This window comes from Rhodococcus sp. DK176 (assembly GCF_038447315.2).
GTDB lineage: Bacteria > Actinomycetota > Actinomycetes > Mycobacteriales > Mycobacteriaceae > Rhodococcus_F > Rhodococcus_F jostii_A.
In genome coordinates, this window is record NZ_CP118321.2 from 7,645,059 (window position 1) to 7,665,573 (window position 20,515).

Annotated in this window: 21 protein-coding genes and 1 pseudogene; 13 read left to right on the forward strand and 9 right to left on the reverse strand. The window is 66.3% G+C overall.

Annotation, left to right across the window (positions count from 1 at the left end):
* Nucleotides 1-98: 98 nt before the first annotated feature.
* The 10 genes from PSR88_RS35675 (at nt 99) to PSR88_RS35720 (ending at nt 9,795) form a co-directional block, all read left to right on the forward strand.
* Nucleotides 99-1,133 (forward strand): NrtA/SsuA/CpmA family ABC transporter substrate-binding protein, encoded by a 1,035-nt coding sequence (locus PSR88_RS35675; RefSeq protein ID WP_011598779.1) that lies wholly within the window; start codon nt 99-101, stop codon nt 1,131-1,133.
* Complete coding sequence (locus PSR88_RS35680) at nt 1,130-1,990, forward strand: ABC transporter permease (protein ID WP_011598780.1); 861 nt, start codon at nt 1,130-1,132, stop codon at nt 1,988-1,990. The genes PSR88_RS35675 and PSR88_RS35680 overlap by 4 nt, the downstream gene beginning before the upstream one ends.
* On the forward strand, nt 1,987-2,793 hold the full coding sequence (locus tag PSR88_RS35685) for an ABC transporter ATP-binding protein (protein WP_011598781.1): 807 nt from the start codon (nt 1,987-1,989) through the stop codon (nt 2,791-2,793). The genes PSR88_RS35680 and PSR88_RS35685 overlap by 4 nt, the downstream gene beginning before the upstream one ends.
* Nucleotides 2,790-3,833, forward strand: a complete 1,044-nt coding sequence (locus PSR88_RS35690; protein WP_011598782.1) for an ABC transporter substrate-binding protein — start codon at nt 2,790-2,792, stop codon at nt 3,831-3,833. The genes PSR88_RS35685 and PSR88_RS35690 overlap by 4 nt, the downstream gene beginning before the upstream one ends.
* The gene (locus PSR88_RS35695) at nt 3,830-4,933 is read left to right on the forward strand and encodes an LLM class flavin-dependent oxidoreductase (RefSeq protein WP_011598783.1); all 1,104 of its coding nucleotides are present in this window, start codon (nt 3,830-3,832) and stop codon (nt 4,931-4,933) included. Before PSR88_RS35690 ends, PSR88_RS35695 begins: the two co-directional genes overlap by 4 nt.
* Complete coding sequence (locus PSR88_RS35700; RefSeq protein ID WP_011598784.1) at nt 4,933-6,087, forward strand: LLM class flavin-dependent oxidoreductase; 1,155 nt, start codon at nt 4,933-4,935, stop codon at nt 6,085-6,087. Before PSR88_RS35695 ends, PSR88_RS35700 begins: the two co-directional genes overlap by 1 nt.
* On the forward strand, nt 6,084-6,791 hold the full coding sequence (locus PSR88_RS35705; protein ID WP_011598785.1) for a class II aldolase/adducin family protein: 708 nt from the start codon (nt 6,084-6,086) through the stop codon (nt 6,789-6,791). The genes PSR88_RS35700 and PSR88_RS35705 overlap by 4 nt, the downstream gene beginning before the upstream one ends.
* A 52-nt stretch (nt 6,792-6,843) precedes the next feature.
* Nucleotides 6,844-7,785 carry an ABC transporter substrate-binding protein gene (locus PSR88_RS35710; RefSeq protein WP_011598786.1) on the forward strand — a complete coding sequence of 314 codons (942 nt, stop codon included), beginning with the start codon at nt 6,844-6,846 and terminating at the stop codon, nt 7,783-7,785.
* A 529-nt stretch (nt 7,786-8,314) separates the two neighbouring features.
* Nucleotides 8,315-9,193, forward strand: a complete 879-nt coding sequence (locus tag PSR88_RS35715) for a CHASE3 domain-containing protein (protein WP_237723792.1) — start codon at nt 8,315-8,317, stop codon at nt 9,191-9,193.
* Nucleotides 9,190-9,795, forward strand: coding sequence for a sensor histidine kinase (locus tag PSR88_RS35720; RefSeq protein ID WP_237726990.1), 606 nt, complete (start codon nt 9,190-9,192; stop codon nt 9,793-9,795). The genes PSR88_RS35715 and PSR88_RS35720 overlap by 4 nt, the downstream gene beginning before the upstream one ends.
* Nucleotides 9,796-10,738: 943 nt before the next feature.
* Here PSR88_RS35720 and PSR88_RS35725 read toward each other — a convergent pair.
* On the reverse strand, nt 10,739-10,945 hold the full coding sequence (locus tag PSR88_RS35725; protein WP_016880256.1) for a zinc-ribbon domain-containing protein: 207 nt from the start codon (nt 10,943-10,945) through the stop codon (nt 10,739-10,741).
* A gap of 381 nt (nt 10,946-11,326) precedes the next feature.
* Here PSR88_RS35725 and PSR88_RS35730 point away from each other — a divergent pair, with 381 nt between their 5' ends.
* The 3 genes from PSR88_RS35730 (at nt 11,327) to PSR88_RS35740 (ending at nt 14,550) form a co-directional block, all read left to right on the forward strand.
* Complete coding sequence (locus PSR88_RS35730) at nt 11,327-11,752, forward strand: hypothetical protein (RefSeq protein WP_011598791.1); 426 nt, start codon at nt 11,327-11,329, stop codon at nt 11,750-11,752.
* 753 nt (nt 11,753-12,505) lie between these two features.
* Nucleotides 12,506-13,618 carry a histone-like nucleoid-structuring protein Lsr2 gene (locus PSR88_RS35735; RefSeq protein WP_016880257.1) on the forward strand — a complete coding sequence of 371 codons (1,113 nt, stop codon included), beginning with the start codon at nt 12,506-12,508 and terminating at the stop codon, nt 13,616-13,618.
* Between the two features lie 524 nt (nt 13,619-14,142).
* Nucleotides 14,143-14,550 (forward strand): hypothetical protein, encoded by a 408-nt coding sequence (locus tag PSR88_RS35740; protein WP_157180058.1) that lies wholly within the window; start codon nt 14,143-14,145, stop codon nt 14,548-14,550.
* A 60-nt stretch (nt 14,551-14,610) separates the two neighbouring features.
* Here PSR88_RS35740 and PSR88_RS35745 read toward each other — a convergent pair whose 3' ends face one another.
* The 8 genes and pseudogenes from PSR88_RS35745 to PSR88_RS35780 all read right to left on the reverse strand — a co-directional run bounded on the left by PSR88_RS35745 (nt 14,611) and on the right by PSR88_RS35780 (nt 20,514).
* A complete protein-coding gene (locus PSR88_RS35745; protein WP_009480283.1) occupies nt 14,611-15,240 on the reverse strand; it encodes an antibiotic biosynthesis monooxygenase in 630 nt (209 codons plus the stop codon).
* Nucleotides 15,241-15,376: 136 nt separating this feature from the next.
* The gene (locus PSR88_RS35750) at nt 15,377-15,826 is read right to left on the reverse strand and encodes a WS/DGAT domain-containing protein (protein WP_029537690.1); all 450 of its coding nucleotides are present in this window, start codon (nt 15,824-15,826) and stop codon (nt 15,377-15,379) included.
* The gene (locus PSR88_RS35755) at nt 15,772-16,245 is read right to left on the reverse strand and encodes a wax ester/triacylglycerol synthase domain-containing protein (protein ID WP_272942770.1); all 474 of its coding nucleotides are present in this window, start codon (nt 16,243-16,245) and stop codon (nt 15,772-15,774) included. Before PSR88_RS35755 ends, PSR88_RS35750 begins: the two co-directional genes overlap by 55 nt.
* A 104-nt stretch (nt 16,246-16,349) precedes the next feature.
* Nucleotides 16,350-16,496, reverse strand: a pseudogene (locus PSR88_RS35760) (wax ester/triacylglycerol synthase domain-containing protein); the annotation flags it as partial.
* Between the two features lie 155 nt (nt 16,497-16,651).
* Nucleotides 16,652-16,960 (reverse strand): hypothetical protein, encoded by a 309-nt coding sequence (locus PSR88_RS35765; RefSeq protein ID WP_011598794.1) that lies wholly within the window; start codon nt 16,958-16,960, stop codon nt 16,652-16,654.
* A gap of 493 nt (nt 16,961-17,453) precedes the next feature.
* Nucleotides 17,454-18,506: an acyl-CoA dehydrogenase family protein gene (locus PSR88_RS35770; protein ID WP_011598795.1), complete on the reverse strand. Its 1,053-nt coding sequence runs from the start codon at nt 18,504-18,506 to the stop codon at nt 17,454-17,456.
* Nucleotides 18,507-18,514: 8 nt separating this feature from the next.
* On the reverse strand, nt 18,515-19,753 hold the full coding sequence (locus PSR88_RS35775) for an acyl-CoA dehydrogenase family protein (RefSeq protein ID WP_011598796.1): 1,239 nt from the start codon (nt 19,751-19,753) through the stop codon (nt 18,515-18,517).
* Nucleotides 19,750-20,514 carry an enoyl-CoA hydratase-related protein gene (locus PSR88_RS35780; RefSeq protein WP_011598797.1) on the reverse strand — a complete coding sequence of 255 codons (765 nt, stop codon included), beginning with the start codon at nt 20,512-20,514 and terminating at the stop codon, nt 19,750-19,752. Before PSR88_RS35780 ends, PSR88_RS35775 begins: the two co-directional genes overlap by 4 nt.
* Nucleotide 20,515 lies beyond the last annotated feature (1 nt).

Sequence of the window (20,515 nt, forward strand, 5' to 3'; positions counted from 1 at the left end):
CCGATCTGTAGAAAACAAACCGGAGGAATTCGGACGCGGAGAACATAGCGTCAACGGTCGTCACACCTGACGATTCATCCGTTGAAGGAGCTACCCACATGTCCCGCATTCGCCGACTGCCACGAGCCGCCGCAGCGCTCGCCCTGATCCCGCTCGCCGGGTTGGCGGTGGCGTGTGGATCCTCCGATTCCTCGGCAGGTGCCAGTTCCGGCGCCGAATTCACGCTGAAGGTCTTCGATCCGGGCAACTCCGGTGCGATCGCCGTCGGAAAGCGTGACGGAACCTACGACGAGGCGTTGGCTCCTCTGGGAGCGAAGATCGAATGGGTCAAGACCACACCGGGTTTCAGCTCCAACCTGAAACTCTTCAACACCGGTGAACTCGACATCCAGACCGGCGCCTACAGTCCCGTGGTCGGAGCCCTCTCCAAGGATGTCGGTGTCCGCATCTTCGCCACGTCCGACCCCTACAACAAGGATCAGGCGGGCATCATCGCCAGGCCCGAGTCCGGGATCACGTCGGTGGCGGATCTGCCCGGCAAGCGGATCGCGGTCAACCCGGCCGGCAAGGGGGAGTACATCACCCTGAAGGCCTTGACCCAGGCCGGAATTCCGGTGGACTCCGTCGAGCGTGTGCCGCTGCAGCAGGCGGATGCTGCCTCGGCGTTCTCCACCGGCCAGGTCGACGCCTGGGCGTCATTTCTGATCCCGTACCAGGAGGCGAAGGCGAAGGGCGCGGTCGAGATCGCCACCGAAGCGAGCATCGGTTCGGTGGACAGCACCATCATCGCCGGCCGGACGAAGGTCCTCGAGGAGCATCCCGACGTGGTCGAGAAGTTCCTCGAAGTGACGCAGCAGCTGACGGAAAAGCAGCAGCAGGATCCGGCCGCATTCGAGAACGTCTTCGACAAGACCGGCCCCAGAGCCCTGTCGGGTCAGCGACTTGACGACGCGATTGCGCTCGGTGGCCAGATCACGAACTTCCGGTACCCGACCGCAGCCGATGCCCTCGACCTGGAATCCATCTCGGCGCTGTTCGCCGAGAACGGTGTGATTCAACAGCCGCTGAAGGGCAGTGACGTGATCTTCGATCTCCCGGCGGCGCTCGAGTCCGCCTCGGCGGAGGGCAAGTGACTTCGGTGGTGACCCTGTCGAGTTCGGTGCGCGGCGACGCGCCTGCGGCTCCGAAGCTGGAGACGCCCCGTTATCGCCGAACCCGTGAGCGGCCGCGGTGGATCTCGATCCCCCTGCGCTTCCTCGTACCCGCCCTGCTCGTCGGCGCCTGGTCGATCGGGTCGTCGTCGGGGCTGTTGAGCCCGGAGATCCTCGCCGGGCCGCCTGCGGTGTGGCAGGCGTTCGTGGAGCTGTATCAGTCGGGTCAGTTGCTCGACTTCGGCGTCGCTTCGCTGCAGCGGGCCGCACTGGGTGTGGGGTGCGGTGTCCTGATCGGGCTCGTCCTCGGCGTGTTGTCCGGCCTCTCCGCACTCGGGGAGGAGTTGATCGACTCGACGATGCAGATCAACCGCGCCGTACCCTTCCTGGCGCTCGTTCCGCTGTTCATCGCCTGGTTCGGTATCGACGAAACGTTCAAGGTTGTCCTCATCTCCGTTGCCACCCTCGCCCCGATGTACGCGTACACCTACCTCGGAGTGCGGGGAGTCGACCGCAAGATGGTCGAGGCCGCCCGCGGGTTCGGGCTCACCGGCTGGCGACTGGTCTTCGGCGCAATCCTGCCGACCGCACTACCGGGGGTGTTGATGGGTCTGCGTATCTGCCTGTCGCTGAGCATCACCGGCCTGATCGCGGCAGAGCAGGTGGGTACCCGGGAAGGGATCGGCTACCTCGTGACGCTCGCGCAGGAGTACAACCGCACCGACTACATGGTCCTGTGCATCGTCATGTACGCGATCCTCGGCCTGGTCTTCGACGCGGTGGTGCGCGTGATCGAGAAATTCGCGATGCCGTGGCGGCAGCTGTCGGTGACCCGATGACCGCCGCAGAAGCACCGTTGCCACCGTTGGCGCCGCGCGAACGCACCGCGACGACCGCGGCGGAACGACGAACCGGGTCACCCCTGGCGGTGTCGCTGTCGGGAGTGCGGAAGTCGTTCGGCGACAAGACCGTACTGTCCGGGATCGACCTCGAGATCACTCGCGGCGAGTTCGTCGTCCTGCTCGGCCCGAGCGGCACCGGAAAGACGACCCTGCTGCGACTGCTCTCGGGACTCGAACCGCCGGACGGCGGCGACGTCCTGGTCCCCAGGCAACGCACGGTCGTGTACCAGGAGCCGAGGCTGATCCCGTCCAAGCGGGTGCTGGCGAATGTGTCGGTGGGGCAGAAGCGTGCACAGCTCACCCGCGACAACGCGCGGCGCGCGCTGGCCGAGGTGAACCTCGCGGACAAGGAACGTGCGTGGCCCGCCACCCTCTCCGGTGGCGAAGCGCAGCGGGTCGCGCTCGCCCGCGCCCTCGTTCGCGAACCGGAACTGCTGCTGCTGGACGAGCCGTTCGCGGCGCTGGACGCCCTCACGCGGCTGCAGATGCAAGATCTCGTCGGCGACCTCGTCGCCCGGCACCGCCCCGCCGTTCTGCTCGTCACCCACGACGTGGACGAAGCCGTCCGGCTGGCCGACCGCGTCCTGATCCTCGACAACGGCGGCTTCGCGGTGGATGTCGACATCGACCTCCCGCGCCCGCGGGACCGCAACGACCCCGAGGCGCTGCGCTACCGAGCGACCTTCCTCGCCCAGCTGGGCGTAGGTCGCCCATCCTCTACCAGACAGGACATTTCATGACGGTGACAACCGGCAGTGCCATCGACACGCTCTGGTACACCCGCTGCCCGGTGCCCACCGCGAGCGGCCTCGCGAACAACCTCGGGTGGCTGGGGCGCACCGCGGGCACGGCCGGGGTCGAATTCGGTGTGCTGCAGGACGCGGGCCCCGAACTGGCAGTAAAGCATTTCGATCACCAGCTGCCGGGCCTGATCCGTGAAGGCGGCAACGTCCCCGCCATGGCCGCGCGGGCGGAAGGATCCCCGACCCGGCTGATCGGTCTCACCTGGATCGACGAGGCCCAGGCCATCCTGGTGCGCGGCGAATCGGACGTCCGCGACGCCACCGGACTGCGAGGACTCCGCATCGGGATCCCCGCCTGGGCCGCCGATCGTGCACGCAGCTTCCCGCGCGCCATGGCGCTGCACGGCCTCACCTCCGCTCTGCGACTCGGCGGTCTCACCTTCGCCGACGTGCACCTCGTCGAGGTCCCGACGACACCGGCCCCGCAGGTACGCACCGCCAACCCCGATCGCAACACCACCTGGGGCGTCGAGCCGTTGCTGGCCGGTGACATCGACGCGATCTACGTCAAAGGCGCCCGGGCGCAGGAGGTGGCACGAGAGCACGGACTGGCGGTGGCCGTGGACCTCGATTCCACCGACGCCCTTCGCGACCGGGTCAACAACGGAACCCCGCGACCGGTCACCGTGCACGAAGACCTCCTCGAACAGCGGCCGGACATCGTGATCGGGTTTCTCGCCGAGAGTCTGCGCGCCGCCGACTGGGCGGCCGCGAACGTCGAACAGGTCCGTGCGGTGTTCCAGACCGAAACCCAGTCCGGACCCGAAGGCGTCGTCGCCGCATACGGCGAGAACTTTCACACCGGCCTTCACCTGAGCCTGTCCGATGAGCGGGTGGATCTGCTGGGTGTGCAGAAGCAGTTCCTCTACGCCCACGGCTTCCTCGCCCACGATTTCGACCTCGCCTCGTGGGTCGCGCACGAACCGCTCCGGCAGGCGCGCGCCCAGCTCGACGCCGAGACGGCGGCAGCGCAGTGACCGACTTCTACTGGGAACTACCGACTCGCGGTGACGGACGCAGGGTCGCCACCGAACTCGGCACCCGCGGTGGTTTCGGGGTGCGGACCCCGCACAGCGTCGCCACCGATCTGCGTCCCGGCAGATTCGGCCCCTTCGACGAACTCGCCCAAGTGATCCACGCCGCGGAACTGTCGGGCGTCGACGGTGTGGTCGCGGGATACGACCCGTCGGGCGAGGAATCCTGGATCGTGGCCGCGGCCGCACTCCGGCAGACACGTCACGCACGGGTCGCCGTGGAATTCCACCCCGCCTTCGGAACCCCGGTCTACGCGTCGAAGATGTCGGCCACTTTGCAACGGCTCTCGGGTGGACGACTGGAGTGGCGCCTCGCGGTGGAGACCGATCCCGCAGACGCACGCTCGCGCGGCGATCGGGTCACCGGCCGCGACCGCTACGCCCGCGCCGCCGAATTCCTCACCGTCGCCCGCGGGGTGTGGAACGACGAGGAGATCCTTCCTGGTGGGTTCGGAGGCACCGGGTACGAGTTCGCAGGCGACTACTACGACGTGATCGACGGCGGCTTCCGCGGGATCCTGTCCGGACTGCCGTTCCCCGTCGTTCATCTCACCGGGGACTGTGAGGACGCCCTCGCGTTGTCGGCCCGCCACGCTGACGTGCATCAGTTCGCGCTGACCGAATCCGGCTTCGAGGGTCCCGCGAAGGCCCTGGCAGCCCTGGCACGTGAGCACGGGCGATCGGTGCGGACGCTGCTGCGGGTACCGGTCATCGCGCGGGAAACAACCGACGAGGCGTGGGCACGCGTCGAGCGCCTGTGGCGGGAAGTCCACCCCGGCCCAGACATCGACGATCCCCGCGCCCTCGACCGGGGCGAGTCCCGGTGGGCGGGCTTCGACCGCCTCGGCCACCCGCACAGCACCGGACTCGTCGGCAGCTACGAGGACGTCGCACGGCAACTGTCGTCGCTGCGCGAGCGCGGCGCCGACGGCTTCGTCCTGGTCGGACGCCCGCACATCGAGGAACTCCACCGCACGGGTGAGCACCTTCTGCATCTGGTCGATCCCACCGGACGCACCCTCGCCACCCAGGAGGCGCACTGATGAGCATCGACTTCTACTGGCGCATCGGGATGGAAGGTGATCACGCGTCGTTGCGCACGCCGCGGCGCTACAACCGCGGCGACGCCGGGGGGCACCGACCCGGCAACATCGCTCCGGCGATCCGGGGCGGGGAACTCGACGGCTACGGATACATCGACCACATGGCCGCGGTGGCGAAGGCGTCCGAGTCGGCCGGGTTCCTGGGCGGTCTGCTGCCGTCCTTCCCGATGACGGAAGACCCCTGGGCCACCGCGGCCGCGCTGGCCGCCGAGACCACCACGTACCGTTTCATGGTCGCCTTCCAGCCCGGGTTCCTGCACCCGGTACAGGCGGCCAGGATGTCCGCGAGCCTGCAACGCGCCACCGGAGGCCGGCTGGTCTACAACATCATCAGCGGCGGCGGCGGTGCCCCTCAACTGTGGTGGGGAGATAAAGTCGATCACGACGACCGCTACGCCCGCACGTCCGAGTTCCTCGACGTCCTCCGCGGGGTCTGGGACGGAGAGCCATTCGACTTCGACGGCCGGTTCTTCCGCACCGACGGGGCCGCCCTGGCTCCCGGTCTGGCCGGACAACCGTTCCCCGAGGTGTACTTCTCCGGCTCGTCCGCGGCAGCCGTCGCCGCCGCGGGCACCCACTCGGACTACTACCTGTCCTGGCTCGAGCCGTACGCAGACCTGCGGAAAAAATTCGACGGCGTACGAGAGCAGTCCGCGAAACTCGGGCGCACCCCCAAGTTCGCGGTGCGGATCGACATCGTCGCCCGCCACACCGAAGACGCGGCCTGGGCGGAGATCGAGAAGGGCTGGGCCTTCGTCGACAAGGATGCCGCAAACCGGGCGGCGCAGGGCGATTCCGTCGGGGCGGCCCGCATCAAGGGCTGGGTACCCGAACACATCACCGGCTACCGGGACCTCGAAGTCCAGCCCAACGTCTGGTGCGGCTTCAGCCTGATCCGAGGTGGCCCCGCATTCGGCCTGGTCGGCAGTTACGAGCAGGTCGCCGAACGTCTCGACGAACTACGCGCACTCGGCGTCGACGCCTTCATCCTCGCCGGAAATCCCCACCTCGAGGAGGCGTACCGCGTCGGCGAAGAAGTACTTCCCCTGCTGCAACGCACATCACCCATCACTTCCGGACAGGACCTGCTGTGACTACCACCGAGAACCGACTGGACCCGCAGATCGCCACCTTCGTCGACGCCGCGCGCCGCGACGCCGACAAGGCGTTCGCCGTCTTCCGGAGCACCGGGACCGTGTCGGCCAACGGCACGGTCAACTTCGTCGAACGCGTCCCCGGCACCGAGATCGCGGTCGCGCTCAACGACCCCGGCCCGTGGGCAGACGATCCGACTGTGTCACCAGTGGTCGCGACGTTCGACGGGGAGGTGCTCTCGGGCAACGGCTCCGCCGGATTCGTCACCGGTTACGCCGCCGTCTTCCGGCAGCACCCCGAGATCACCAGCGTCGTACACATTCACACCCCGTGGCTGGGCGGGTGGGCGCAGACCCACCGCACTCTGCCGATCCGGTACGCGGCCTCGCAGCGCCTGACGCTCTCCCGCGAGATTCCGCCCCACATCGACCGGTCCCGATCGGCGGGCGAATTCATTCTCGAACGCCTGCAACACGACCCGGACCTGGTGGCCATCTTCGAAGCGAACGGCGGGGTCAACGTGATCGGCCGGAGCGGACTGCTCGACCTCGCGAAGTTCGTCGTACTACTCGAGGAAGGCGCCCAGTTCCAGGCGATCGCGGAGTCGCTCGGCGGGTCCGTCGAATTCGATCCGTCGAATCTCGCGGTGCAGTGGGGGCGCTCGGGTCTCGCCGACGAGGCACGCCGCCGCGGCCTCATCTAACACCATCGTCCCCACACTCTCACAGGCAACCAAAACAGAACAGGTAGAGATCATGACAGTGCGCGTCGGATACTTCCCGCACAATAATTCGCTTTTCGTGCTCCGGCACACCGGAATACTCGAACGCCGGCTCCCGGACATCGAATGGGTCGACCTTCGTGAACTCCCGTCGAAGCCGTCCGTCGATCCCGTCAATGCCCTTCCGACCCTGCATTCGGACTGGCTGTTCGACGACGGCGGCTACGACGTCATCGGCACCGGCTTCACCCCGCCGATCACCGGCCTGGCCCACGGCCGTGACCTCGTCTACATCGGCATCTCCGGTCCCCGCGTGGAGAACGGTCGACTCGTCGTGAAGGCGGAGTCGGGCATCGAGTCCGTCGCGGATCTGCGGGGGAAACGGGTCGGTATCGCCCATGGGTCCTGGCAGACCACGCTGCTGCTGTTCGCGCTCGACCGGGTGGGACTGACATGGTCGGACATCGTGCCCGTCGACACGGATGTGCGCGGCGGCGGAGCCGACCTCGTCAGCGGTGCCATCGATGCGTGGGTCGGCGCCTACCCCGGACTGACGGACATCGAAGCGGATACCGAGTTGCGCACTCTCGTCGAGACCGAGGGGCTCTTCAGTCATCCGTCGCTGTGGTTCACCCGCCGAGATTTCGCGGAGAACAACCCGGAGCAACTGCGCGCGATCATCGAGGCGCTGCAGGAATCGGACGACTGGATCGAGCGGAATCCCCGCGCGGCCGCGCAGTACTTCGTCGACGACGTGGAGCGGCGAGGTGGCACAGCAAGTCTCGACGCGTGGGAGGCGGCGCTGCGCGGACGGCCGTTCGGCATCAACCCGGTCACCGACGAATTCCTGGACGAACAGCAACGCGCCGCCGACCTGCTGCTGTCGAACGGATTGCTCGCGCGACGGATTCAGGTGCGTGACGCCGTGGTTCCGTGGATCGGCGAGTTCGTCGGCACCGCACGCTCCACCGTCTAGGAATCTGGCGACGCGAGAGGCCGGGCGACGACCTCGCCCGGCACCTCCCGTGGCGCGACACCAACCCCGCATCCGGGCACGGATCGACCAGACCTACACGATCGTGTCGATCCAATCCCCATGAAGAGCACTGCACGCAGAGCACGCGGCGGCGACCCTGGGGAAGCTGATCACCGAGCCGCCGGCCGGTGAACACTATTCGTGCCCTCCGGAGTGAGCATCGACTTCTAGGACTATCGTGCCCCGGCTAGTCGGTGAGGTCGCCCATAGCGCTGACGGGGTGTCGTGCCGCGAGCACTGATCCTTTAGGTGTTGTTGATCGGGAGTATCTGGCCGGTTCCCAGAAATCGATGCCGGGATTGCGGTGACCGGGTGCGGATCGACTCGAGGGAGCGCTGCTGGACCCGGGTGCCGGTTCCCGCCCTGCCGACGGGCTGTGTGCCTAGGGTGAGCTCGGGGGTGGAAACGATGAGCGCCGGCGGATACCGGCGCCGCGCTCGGCTGATTCTGCGAGTGCGAGAGGCACGCGATGACGGATTCGAGCGCGAATACCACGCGGGTGGCGTTGCGGACGCTGCTGTGGCTGGCGATCGGCATCCTGGTGGCACTGTTCGCGGTGTCCACGGCCTTCTCCGTATACGGGAGGTTGGCGGTCCGGGCAGCCATCGACGACCTGTCCGAGCAGCTGCTGCCCGCGCAGCGGGCGGTGGCCGAGCTGACCACGGAGTATCTGAACCAGGAAACCGGCCAACGCGGCTACGCCCTGACCGGTGATCCGCAATTCCTCGAACCCTACGACGCGGGCCGGCGTGACGCGGCCACACTGCACACTCGCCTGGACACGCTGCTCGCCGAGGATACGGCCGCCCAGGCAGCGTTGCAGAGTACCGTCGAGGCGGCCGAGATGTGGCGGATACGGGCGGCGGAGCCGGAGATCTCCGCGCGCCGCGACAACGCGAGCGAACCGGATCGGATCCAGTCGACGACCGCGACGGGCAAGGAGTTGTTCGACGACCTGCGCGCACGGCTCGCGGCATTGAGTGCCCGCACCGACATCCTGGTCACCGAGCAGGTCGAACGAGTCCACTCGGCGCAGGCGCTGGCGAACATCGCAACCGTTCTCGCGTGCGTTCTCGCCGTGGTCATGGTCGTGATCGCGGTGTATCTGACGCGGCGGCTGCTGACACAGCCCATCGATCATCTTCTTGCCGACATCGGCGCGTGGCCGGCGGCGACTACGGGCGCGAGATCGACACCGACGGGCCCCGGGAGGTTGCGATCATCGCCGGCGCGGTCGACACGATGCGGACCAGCCTGTTGGCCAAGAATGAACAACTCATGGCGGCGGAGCGGGCCAGCGCACGTGATGACGAACAGAGCCGGATGGCGGCCGATCTCCACGATGTGACCCTCCAACGTGTGTTCGGTCTGGGCCTCGCGCTGACCTCCCTGGGTTTCCGGCAACCACGTTTGTCGGCCGAACTCGACCCGCTGATCGACGAGACGGACAGCATCGTGCGTGGATTACGTGCCGTCATATTCGATCTCACCCAGTCCACCGCGACCGCGGGGTCCGGGGACGCGGGCAGCCTGAGTGCCGCGGTGAGCGAGATCGTCGAAAACAGCGCCGCAGCGCTCGGTTTCACCCCTGATGTCTGTGTGGAAGGACCGGTCGACCGATATTCCGGCGGCGAGGCCGGACCGGAACTGCAGGCGGCCCTGCGAGAGGCCCTGAGCAACGTGGCCCGCCACGCACAGGCGAGCGTATGCAGTGTCCGGGTCACCGCCGACGACGACGGCCTCGTCATGACCGTGAGCGACAACGGCACCGGAATCGCGGCGGGAGCTGCGCAAGGACACGGACTGACGAACATTCGGAGTCGCGCCGAGCGGCTCGGCGGTCACGCGGCCATTCGCGACCTGGGGCCGGGGACTGAGGTCGAGTGGGAGATACCGGCAGCGGATGCGTCTCCACACGTGATTATCGATCGCAGGCCCGGCGACCTGTGACTCCGCTGCCGCATCTGCTGCAGCAGCGTACCGTGCGCGAATGGTGTTCGTGCATGTCGGGTCGCGTGCGGGCAGGGTGGTGAATATGCTCAATCCCAGTTCACTGATCTCGATCGACCGGGACCGGTTGTTGTAGTCGACGGGCCTCACGCCTTTGGGGCGCGGAGGCAATGGTGGCGTCGTCGGTCGGTTCGCCGGTGCACCGACTCCGTCTCGGGCAAAATGGCGGTCGTACCGCACCGACACACTGGGGAGGGAACGATGTGGGAGTTGCCAATTGAGGGTGGCATACCGTGGCTGGTCTGGCTGCTGGACCTGGTGATCAACGGCTCCTGACACCGCTACAGGCCGACAACACGGTCTGTTGAGGTCGCTGGGGAGCCTCGTCGAGTACCTCCGTCGCGGGCGGACGTGCAACCGGTTTCTGCTCGTCACCAAGAATGCAACGCCGCACTTGCGGATACTGGGGCACAACTGGTCGGAGGACCGGCGCGCCCGTCGTGTGCGCCGGCCACGGATCCTGCGGGCGGTCGAACGGATGCTCCCGCTGGCTCATAGGTCGATGACACAGACCGATCTGGCGGCCGCCTCGAAGGAGATAACATGGCGGTTTCCCGAGAGGGTCTGAAGGTTCGGCGAGGAAGGCGTCCAATGAGATTCGTGAGCGGGCGATGGGGGAGGGTCGCGTAGTGTCCTCCCCGTGGCCGGATCTCGGGGTAGAAGTCGGAGTTGCCGACGGAGTGCTTGTACTGTGTCCGACAAAGGAAAAGCGAGCGCCGAGCTCGTTGTGGAAGTGCGTGAGCTGACCGATGAGGGCATCGTCGAGGTGGACGAGGGTATATTCCCACGCAATTGCACAGCAGGGCTGCACAATGGAAAATTTTGGCCGGGCAACGACACTAACGCACGCTCCCTCAGCGGCCGCGTCGCCGGAATGAAGGTGTCAGACTTCGACGGCGGTGCCGCAGATGCCACATTCCTCCAACTGCCGGCGCTTCCAGCGTGCGACCGGAACGAAGAACAATGCGAACTGCTTGAATTCCCGCATCCGTGCCCACTGTGTGGTGTTGTGGCAGTGCGGGCACGTTCGGGTCTGCCCCGGGCCAAGGTGTTGCCGCTTGGTGCCGTAACCGAATAGAAAGAACACCATGCCAGCATAGAGCGATCCTCAGCAGACGGTCATCGGTTGGCAATGCCCGATCCCGTTCGTGCGGCACGGCCAACGCGCCAGGAATACGCAGTCAAAGAATGTGCAGGGGGTCCCCACAGGAGGTAGACCGATGCAACGCCGTACCTCGACCGCCCGACCCGGACGCCGAACGTTGATCACGACGACCCGGGCGATCGTCGCCTTACCGCGCTGGTAGCGCTCTCGATAGGGTGGCAGGGGGGTCGAGGAGCGGCGAGAGACGTTGCGGTGTAGATATTTGAGCCTCGGCACGGGGGAGGTGGCCGCTGCGGCGGTCTTCGCCGCCGTTTCCGTCAGCCTCGTGATATCCCGAGTGGAGATCAGGCAGGATTCCGTGGCCCTGTGTCCGCGCTGTTCCCACTGCTCGTGATCGTCGTGCAGGCGGGCAGCTATTGGCTGTCCGCACGTAGTTGGGTTGAGCGAGCATCTATGCCGGTCGCCCTCGCCGCCGCCTATCGTGTATTCCTGCTCGTCGATTCCGGCCTGCTTGTGGTCGGGCTCCTCGGAGTGCTCGTGTGGTGGCCCGATCACCTCGGCGTGGCGATAGCCGCGCTGGCGGTATGGGTCTTCGGCGTCGTGGAGTACGTCAAATTACTTCGTCGTCTGCCTGACTTATCCCGTGGGCAGGTGGTTGACCATGCTGGGGCAGTGGCGCACGCCCCGGCTCGTGCCGGACTCGAAACTCGACGACGCGGTGATCCCGTCAGCGAGATGCCCTCGTGGTGTGCCGCCGGTCAGGAAACGGGCGCAAGGAGCTTGACGAGCTGAGTCCGGGCGTGGTGGGTCCGTGTCTTCACCGTGGGGCCGACCCGAGCAGTCAATAGGTCAGACTCCAGGCAGTAAGGAGGGCGGTAGTCGCGATGGCCGGCCCTATCGCGATCGTTCCCGCCCGTTCACGGTTGTCGGCACTTCCTTTCCCAGTCATGGATGTCCTTCCGTCCGTACTCCTCGATGCTGGGTCGGTGGGAGCGGCGCGGTGTCCCGCGTGATGTCACGAGAACGGAGTTTTCTGTATACCTTTGGATGCGAATCGGTGTCCGGACGTTACGTGTCGGGTTGATGTCGATAGAGGGATGCCGGCGTGTTTCGTCGGAGTACGCCGCATCTCCATCGTTCAGTTGCGGGGACACGAGCACTCAACCAGGCCCGGTAACCTCCCTGACAAATACGGCTCGACATTGCTGACCCGGATCAGAGCGACTCGGTCCAATGGGCAACCGCCGGCCATAAAGCCTCATTCGAGATCGTCTCGGTCCAAGGCCGCGCTGCGCAATCCCAACCTTACCTATCATCGCTGCGGCTCACCAAGGTTACTGACTGCCAAGGTGAGTCGCGCTCGTTCTGCCTGAATCTCGGTGCGGCGTGAGTTGGGAACTTCAGGAGGATCGCGTCGGCCTGCCCAGATCAGAGATGGGCTGAAGACGGTGAAATGTCAGTTCGGATGAACTTCCTGATTACCGTGAGAAGCCGCCTGCCGTTACTGTGTGCGTTCGACGGTTGCCCGGGCGAAGAAGGAGACACATGGCGGTATCACCGAGGGGTTCTGAAGGTTCGGCGAAAAAGACAAGCAAGGAGATTCGTGAGTGGGCGATCGGGGAGGGCCGCGAGGTCTCCCTGCGCGGCCGGATCTCGGCCGAGGTGGAGCGAGCCTTCCATGACGCTCAGGCGAAGAAGGTTCAGGCAAAGAAGGCTAAGGCAAAAACGGCGCCGGTCAAGAGGACGGCCGTGAGTAAGGCTCCGGCGAAGAAGTCGTCCAGGGAGATTCGTGAGTGGGCGATCGGGGAGGGTCGCGAAGTGTCCTCGCGCGGCCGGATTCCGGCTGAGCTCGAGCAAGCCTTCCATGACGCTCAGGCGAAGAAGGCTCAGACAACAGCGGCGCCCATAAAGAAGACGGCCGCGACGAAGACGGCCGGGAAGAAGACAGCCGCGAAGAAAACGGCTGCGAAGAAGACAGTCGCGAAGAAAACGGCTGCGAAGAAGACAGTCGCGACGAAGGCGACTGCGGAGAAAAAGGTCGTGAAGAAGGTGGTCGCGGCGAAGGTGCCGGTGACGAGGGCAGTGGTGAGTAGGGCTCCGGCGAAGAAGTCGTCCAGGGAGATTCGTGAGTGGGCGATCGGGGAGGGCCGCGAAGTGTCGTCGCGCGGCCGGATTCCGGCTGAGCTCGAGCAAGCCTTCCATGACGCTCAGGCGAAGAAGGTTCAAGCAAGAACGGCGCCGGTGAAGAAGACGGCCACGAAGAAGACAGCCGTGAAAAACACGGCCGCGGCGACGGCTCCGGTGAAGCGGCCGGCGGCGAGCACGGCTCCGGTGACGAAGACGGCCGCGACGAAGACAGCCGGGAGGAAGACGGCCGGGAAGAAGACAGCCGTGCCGACGCCAGTCGCGGCGAAGACAGTGGTGAAGAAGCCAGTCGCGACAAAGGCGGCTGCGGAGAAAAAGGTCGTGAAGAAGGTGGTCGCGGCGAAGGTGCCGGTCAAGAGGACGGCCGTGAGTAAGGCTCCGGCGAAGAAGTCGTCCAGGGAGATTCGTGAGTGGGCGATCGGGGCGGGTCACGAGGTGTCCTCGCGCGGCCGGATCTCGGCTGAGCTCGAGCGAGCCTTCCATGTTGCTCAAGCGGCGATGTCGGTGGCGTGAGTTGCAACATTGCCCTGATGGATTCCGGGGTCATCCTGCGGTGAAGATTATGGCCCGTGGGAATCATGGCCTTCGGGGCCGTGCGGTGGTCGGTTGTCCGGCGCCAGCGGTGCCGGCAAGGGGTCCGAGGTATCCCGGCGGCACCTGACTTGACGACTCCCGCGCGGGAGTGGTTGGAGTTCCGGCCCAGGGCAAGCCCGAGCGTGGTGTGCGTGGCACTTCGGGTGCGGCGGGAGACTTTGATGTCGCGGTGGATGCCGGCAGACCGGGGGTCTTCGCGCACGATGACGGACGCCGGGTTTTCGCCGGCACCCACGAGGTGCCCGTCGATCCCCGCCCCGGTCCGCCGGGGCGGGGATCGACGGCGAGAACTCTGACGGGGATTCGACGGCTCGTCCACAAGCCTCCGTGGCGGAGCTCCGTGGGGCGAGCCGGGCGGCAGGTGCGATGAAGTCTCTGCCGGTCAGCATCGACTGCGAGGTCGCTGCACTGACCCGACAGACGACGTCGGATATTCTCACGCGGTGAAGTCGGCACCCTCAGGGTTGCGTTCGTCATGGGGGTTGTTGATGGTGCTGGCTGTGGTGCTGGGTGCCACAGGCTGTGTGGATGTGGCGCCGGTCGAGACGTTGGATGTGACGGTTCGGAACCCGGCCAAGCCCGATCAGTTCGGTCACTACACGTTTGACGGCGACTGGCTGAGCGACCCGAGACCGGTGATGGTCCCTGCGTTGGACGAGCTAGATGCGCAGGCATTCGCGATCAGCGACGTTCGCGCCCTGAGTCGGGTCGAGCGCCGGGATGACGCGAATGTGGGTCACCGCGACGAAGGTGCCGACGGGGTGGGGGACGTGCTGAGTGGCCGTGATCCCGTCAGCTTCACCCGCTGCTCGGCAGCGGTCCCGTCGGCATCAGTTCGGTTGTCGCACTGACGAGCTTCGGGTGAGAGCTCCTGGTTGCAGTGTGGGATTCCTTCTGGACAGTTCGACAGTTCACGCCATCTCGGGGACGTGCAGGTGCGCGATGGCGAGCTCGAACTCGCAAGTATCGAGTACCTCGGCGTTCGCCTCGCGAACTCCTTCGTCCCGGATGCGGTCGATGCGTTCTCTGTTGCGTTCCATTGCCTCGGAGCTGTCGAATGTCAGCGACGACACCCCGCGACCCGCGGCGTGGTCGAGCATCAGACTGGCGCTGCAGAAGCCGTCGAGTTCCTCCATCTTGGGCAGTGCGGCCATCTTCCACACGTCGACGGCGCGGTCCATGTGGGCAGGCTCGGTCTTGACCCACGTGACGCGGCAACAGGCCCCGCGATCCGAATGATGGTCACGATGCATGACAGCGATATCCCACCGCGACACCTCGGTGGTGCCGTGGAAGACCTCGGCTGCGACGTCACGCAGCTTCAGTACCGGCCCCTCGCTGGCGCGTAGCGATTCCTCGTCCCGCCACGAACTGGTCGCGATGCACCGGCCCGAGCTGCGATCGATGAGCAAGGACATTCCCAGGCAGCCCTCGACGTCCGCCAGCGCGGGCATCACGGTGTCGCGTACGTGCTTGATCCCGGCGTCGATGTACGACGGATGCGCTTGAATTGTGGTTGAGCGTGCGAACACGATCGGCACCCTTCTCCTCAGGGCGGCGCCGACCCGGCGTCGCCGGTCATTTCTCTGTGTTTCACACTGCTCTCCCTATCCGCCGGAGGCAATGGGCGGTGGCCGGATGCTCAAACGAATGCGTGTCGGCGCGCCGTCACCAGTGTCACCGAGGGGTTGCGCGGGCCGCGGTGTCGAGGTCGGTCAGGGTGGTATCGAGGTGGCCGATGATCCGATGCAGATGAGGGACCGCGGTCCGGTCACCGACGACCGCGACGTGCAGCTGTCCGGATCGGCTGGTGAGGGTGATGCTCGAGGCCTGGCCGCGCGCAAGGGTCGGTATGGGGTAGACAGCGTCGAGATGGGCGCCGTTCCAGTACCGCGGGCGGGTCGGCCCCGGGGTGTAGGAGATCATCACGTTGAACGGTGGCGGGATGTCGTCGAGGACCTGGCGGACCGGGTCGAGCATGATCGGACTCAACGTCAGGGCACTGACCAGTTGAAATTGGGTACGGCTCAGCGCGGCGACAATTCCGCTGGTATGGGCTACGGAGTCGGCGATCAGCGCCAGGCGGGCGAGGGGGTCGTCCTCGTCGGTGGCCAGGGATACCACCATTGCCCCGATCCCTCGGTTGCCGCCCGGCCTGATGGTGGGGCCCTCGCCGAGGAGCGGGACGGGAGCATCGCGGTCAACGGCACCTCGGGGAGGGCGTACTGCTCGAGCAGATATGCGCGGAGCGCGCCCGCGCACAGGGTCAACACCACCACATCCAACGGGGCACCGGTACAGGCGGAGAGCCGGCGCAGTTGTTTCAGGGGCCAGGATCGGGCGGCGACCTTGCGGGCCCGGCCGGTCGGGGCGTTGAAGATCGTCGGCGGGGACTGCAACGGCAATGTCAGTCGCTCCTCGGTCAGGCCGTGGTAGCCGGCACGGACCAGGGTGGGGACGGCTGCCAGCATCTCCCTCGTGATGCCCAGGCCAGACCGCAGCACCCCGCGTGGGTCGAGGGAGGAATGCCGAGTGGGGGCCGCCACCGACGGGCTCCACGGCGCGGGGGAGTCCCGGAGGTCCGGGTCTCCGACATCGGGTGCTGCGGATCGAGCGGCATCGAGTGCATCTGCGAGACCAGGGACAGCAGTTCGGTCATGGTGCCGTCGCCGGGAACGGCGGTGTGCCGCACGTGATATCCGAGATCGACGTGCTTCTCGAGCCGCCACCACGGATACCCGTGCAGCCGGTGAACAGGGCGTTTGCCGAACAATTCCGCTGCCTCGGTTGGGCTCATCGGCGCCAGTCCACCGACCCCAGCTCGGACACCGCACCTCCCCGGCTTCTGTGTGGCTCAGCAGAACACACCGCACCCGCGATGACTGTACTTTCCGCCGACACGACGACGTTGGACCGCACGACTTCCACACATGCGAGCAGGTCCGTGGGTCCTCAGGTGGTCGAGGGCCGGCCGAGTACTCGGTCCCACCAGTCGGCGAGCGGACTGGGGTCGGTCCAGATGATCGGATCGTCGGGTAGGGGCGAGGACGTGCTCGGGTCCTCACCATCGGATTCTCGATCCGGATCGGCGTCGGCCAAGGATCGCCGCACACCACCCCCGCACCGACCAGTGGCCACGGTCGGTGACCGGTCCGGACGCGTCGCTTGTCGGAGCGGCTGCGGATCGGCGGGCGGGGACGGGATGCGGAGGGGGTGGACTTCGCTCTCGAGCACGAACGTTTGCTCCTTCGCTGCATGCATCGGTCACCGGTCGTGTGGTGTCGGCGGGTCTGCGTCGCGGGGTGGGCCACCCACGTCACTGTCGATGCCCTCTCAGCTGTATCCGACCCGCCCCGCCCTGTCAGCCAAACGTCATACACTGGGCGCTGATCTCAGTTGTGCCGATCGAGTGCGTCGCTTGGCCGGGAGTACCGCCGGGGCGGACTGCGCCCGCCGGGGCAGGTACCGGGCGCGGTATCTGACCAGTGACGTGAACCGCACGGTAGAGGTCTACGCATCGGGGAGGGGGCCGCGCAATGCTGTGGCCCCGATCCACTTGCGACTTCTCGTCGACGGTCGGTCTTGCGGCCCCGTGCTCGCACCCGGGTTTCGGCCGTGGAGTCGGTTCACGGTCAATCCGAACTCGAGGTTGCAATGCAGGCAAGGGTGCAGACGACGTTCTCGCCTGCCTGTAAGTCGGCTGCAATCATTCCGGCCGACGATTGCGGTGGCACGCAACCAACTCCCCGAACACCTATATCACCGAAGCTGCTATGACTTCGTGGTGCGTCTCTGCGCTGCCGAATAACAGTGCGTCGCTCTTAGCCCGCCGAAAGTACCTGTGTAGAGGGTGTTCCCAGGTGAATCCGATGCCGCCGTGGATTTGGATGGATTCTTCGGCGGCGTAGGTGAAGGCCTCGGACGCCAGCACGTGCGCAATGCTCGCTGCAGTGGCTAGTTCGTCTGTTGGCCTTTCGTCGGCGTTGGCCGCGTCCAGTACTGCGGCGTGCGCCAGTTCGAGTGCCACCAGCATGTCGGTGAGTCGGTGCTTGATCGATTGGAACGAGCCTATCGGTCGGCCGAACTGTTCCCGGGTCTTGGCGTACTCGACCGACATTTCCAGGCACGCCTCGGCGGCGCCCACCTGTTCGGAGGCCAGCGCCACGAGGGCTGACGCCTGCGCGCGGGGCAGTGTCGCCCCCAGGTTCGCGTCGCCGACCCCCTGCGCATGGGCTTCGGCAAACTCGATCCGGGTCAGTGGGCGGGTGGTGTCCAGGGACTCGAGCGGGGTACGCACGACGCCGGGTGCGGCGCCGTCGATGACGGCTAGCTCGAGGCCCTTCTCTCCGCGTGCGACAACGACGAGGAGATGTGCGCTGTCGCCATTGACCACGAATTCTTGTGTGCCCCGAAGAATCAGCCGGCTGTCACCGGACGGGGTGGCGGTAATCGGGGTGTCCGAGTACGGGTATCCGGCGACCAGGGTAGCGGTGCATTTGCCTGTTGCGATGGCGGGTAGATGTGTGGCGCGGCCCGCGTCCGAGGCGCATTCCGAGAGGGTGAGTCCGGCGAGGCACACGGACGAGAAGTAGGCGGCGTTGGAGATGGTGCGGCCGAGTTCGTGCATCACGACGGAGGTGTCCGTGAGGGTGTAACCGGCTCCGCCGAAGCGTTCGGGGAAGGGGATCTCCGTCAGGCCCAGGCCGGTGAGGCCTTCCCACAGCCCGTGTTTCGCATCGGTCTTCGTGAGGAGGGCGCGGACGCTGTCCCGAAGTTGTTCTTGTTCGTGGGTCAATTCGAGGGCCATGTCTGCTCCTAGCGCGGTTCTCTGGGCAGCCCGAGGCCGCGTTCGCCGATGATGTTTCGCTGGATCTCGTCGGAGCCGCCGGCGATGCGGTAGCCCGGGGCGCCCAGGAGATGCTCGGTCCAGGCGTAGGTGTTCGGAGTGCCGGTGTCGGCGAGGATGCGGGGTCCGAGGAATCGGGCCGCGGCATCCCCGATGCGCTTGAGATTTTGCGTCCACACGAGCTTGGCGATCGAGCCCTCGACTCCGGGAACATGTCCGGCGAGTTCACGTTCGGCATAGCGGGCGTTGAACATAGCGGTGGCGCGTTCGTAGACGACGACTTTGGCGAGTGTCTGACGCACCTGCGGGTCGTCGGTGATGCCGAGTTGCTTGGCAAGCTGGATCAGGTCGGCTGCGCTGCCGCCGGCGGAGACGATTCCGCCGCTGGAGCTGCGTTCGAAACCGAGGGTGGTCAATGCGACATTCCACCCGTCGCCGACCTCGCCGAGACGCAGCGAGTCAGACAATTCGACGTCGGTGAGGAACACCTCGTTGAACGTGGAACCGCCGGACATCTGGCGGATGGGCCGGGTTTCGACGCCTGGGGCGTCCATCGGCACGAGGAACGCCGTCATTCCGTGGTGCTTGGGTGCGGCAGGGTCGGTGCGCGCGATGAGTAGTCCCCACTCGGAGAACTGTGCGCCCGAACTCCACACCTTCTGACCGGTGATCTTCCAGCCGGTGTCGGTGCGAACTGCGCGGGTCGCGAGCGCGGCCAGGTCGGAGCCGGCACCGGGTTCGGAGAACAGCTGGCAGCACAGTTCGTCGGCACGCAGGAACGGTTGCACGAACCGTTGTTTGTGTTCCTCGGTGCCGAGCAGGTGGATGGTCGGTGCGATCAGCTCCACGGTCACCAGGATGGTTTCGTGCCGCTCCGGGGTGCGGAACTGACGTTCGAGCTCGACGTAGATCCGTTCGTGGGACGCGGTCAGGCCCGGTCCGCCCCATTCGGGGCCCCAGGTGATGGCGCCGAACCCGGCGTCGACGCGTGCGGATTGCCAGGCCTTGCCTCGGACGAGCAGTTCGCGCTCTTCGGCCTCTGTGCGGTTGTGGAAGATAGCGTAGGACGGCTCCGCATCGCCTCCGGACAGGTCGGTTCCGGAGGCCGGCAGATGCCGGTCCAGCCGCTGGGACAGCCACGCGGTGGCCCGCTCGCCGAACGCGTCGAGGTCCTCCGGTGTTGCCAGTTCACTCGTTGCCGTACTCATGGGTTCTTGCCGTTCGTCAGTGCGGCCATGTGTGCCTCGACCGCAGTCTTGGAGTCCGGATGCTCGGACAACCGGACGGTGAAGGTCTGTTCGAGCTCGTAGCCGCGCTTGAGATCCATACCCTCGCAGCCGTTCAACGATTGCTTCGCCAGGGTCAGTGCGTAGCGGCTCTTCGAGGCAATGGACCGTGCGCGGGTGAATGCGGTGTTCATGAGTGCGTCGTGGGGTACTACCTCGATCGGCGCGCCCCACCGCTCGAGGGTGTGTGCGTCGACGGCTTCTGCGGTGAAAAACAGCCGGCGCATTGCCTGCTGCGGCAGCATGCGGGCGGTGAAACGGCCGCCGCCGAGGACCCCGACGTTCATTTCCGGCAACCCGAACGTCGCCTTCTCCGAGGCCACCACCAGGTCGCACGATGCGGTCAGGCCGAATCCGCTGCCGAGTGCCGGCCCGTTGACAGCGGCAATGACGGGGATCGAGCAGTCGATGAGGTTGAACATCGCGCGGCGGACATTGCGCATCTGCAGTTCACCGCTCGTCGTGTCCATGGTGCGGAAGTCGTTGAGGTCGTTGCCCGCGCAGAACACGTGACCGCGTCCTGTGAGCACGGCGACGTTGACTGTCGGATCGTCCGACAGCCGGTCGAAGGCCTCGGCGAGTTCGCCGTACATTCGGTGGTCGAGTGCATTGACCTTGCCGCGGGCAAGTTCGACCAGGGCGATCCCTGGTTCGGGTTGGGAGATGCGAATGTGCTCGGTCATG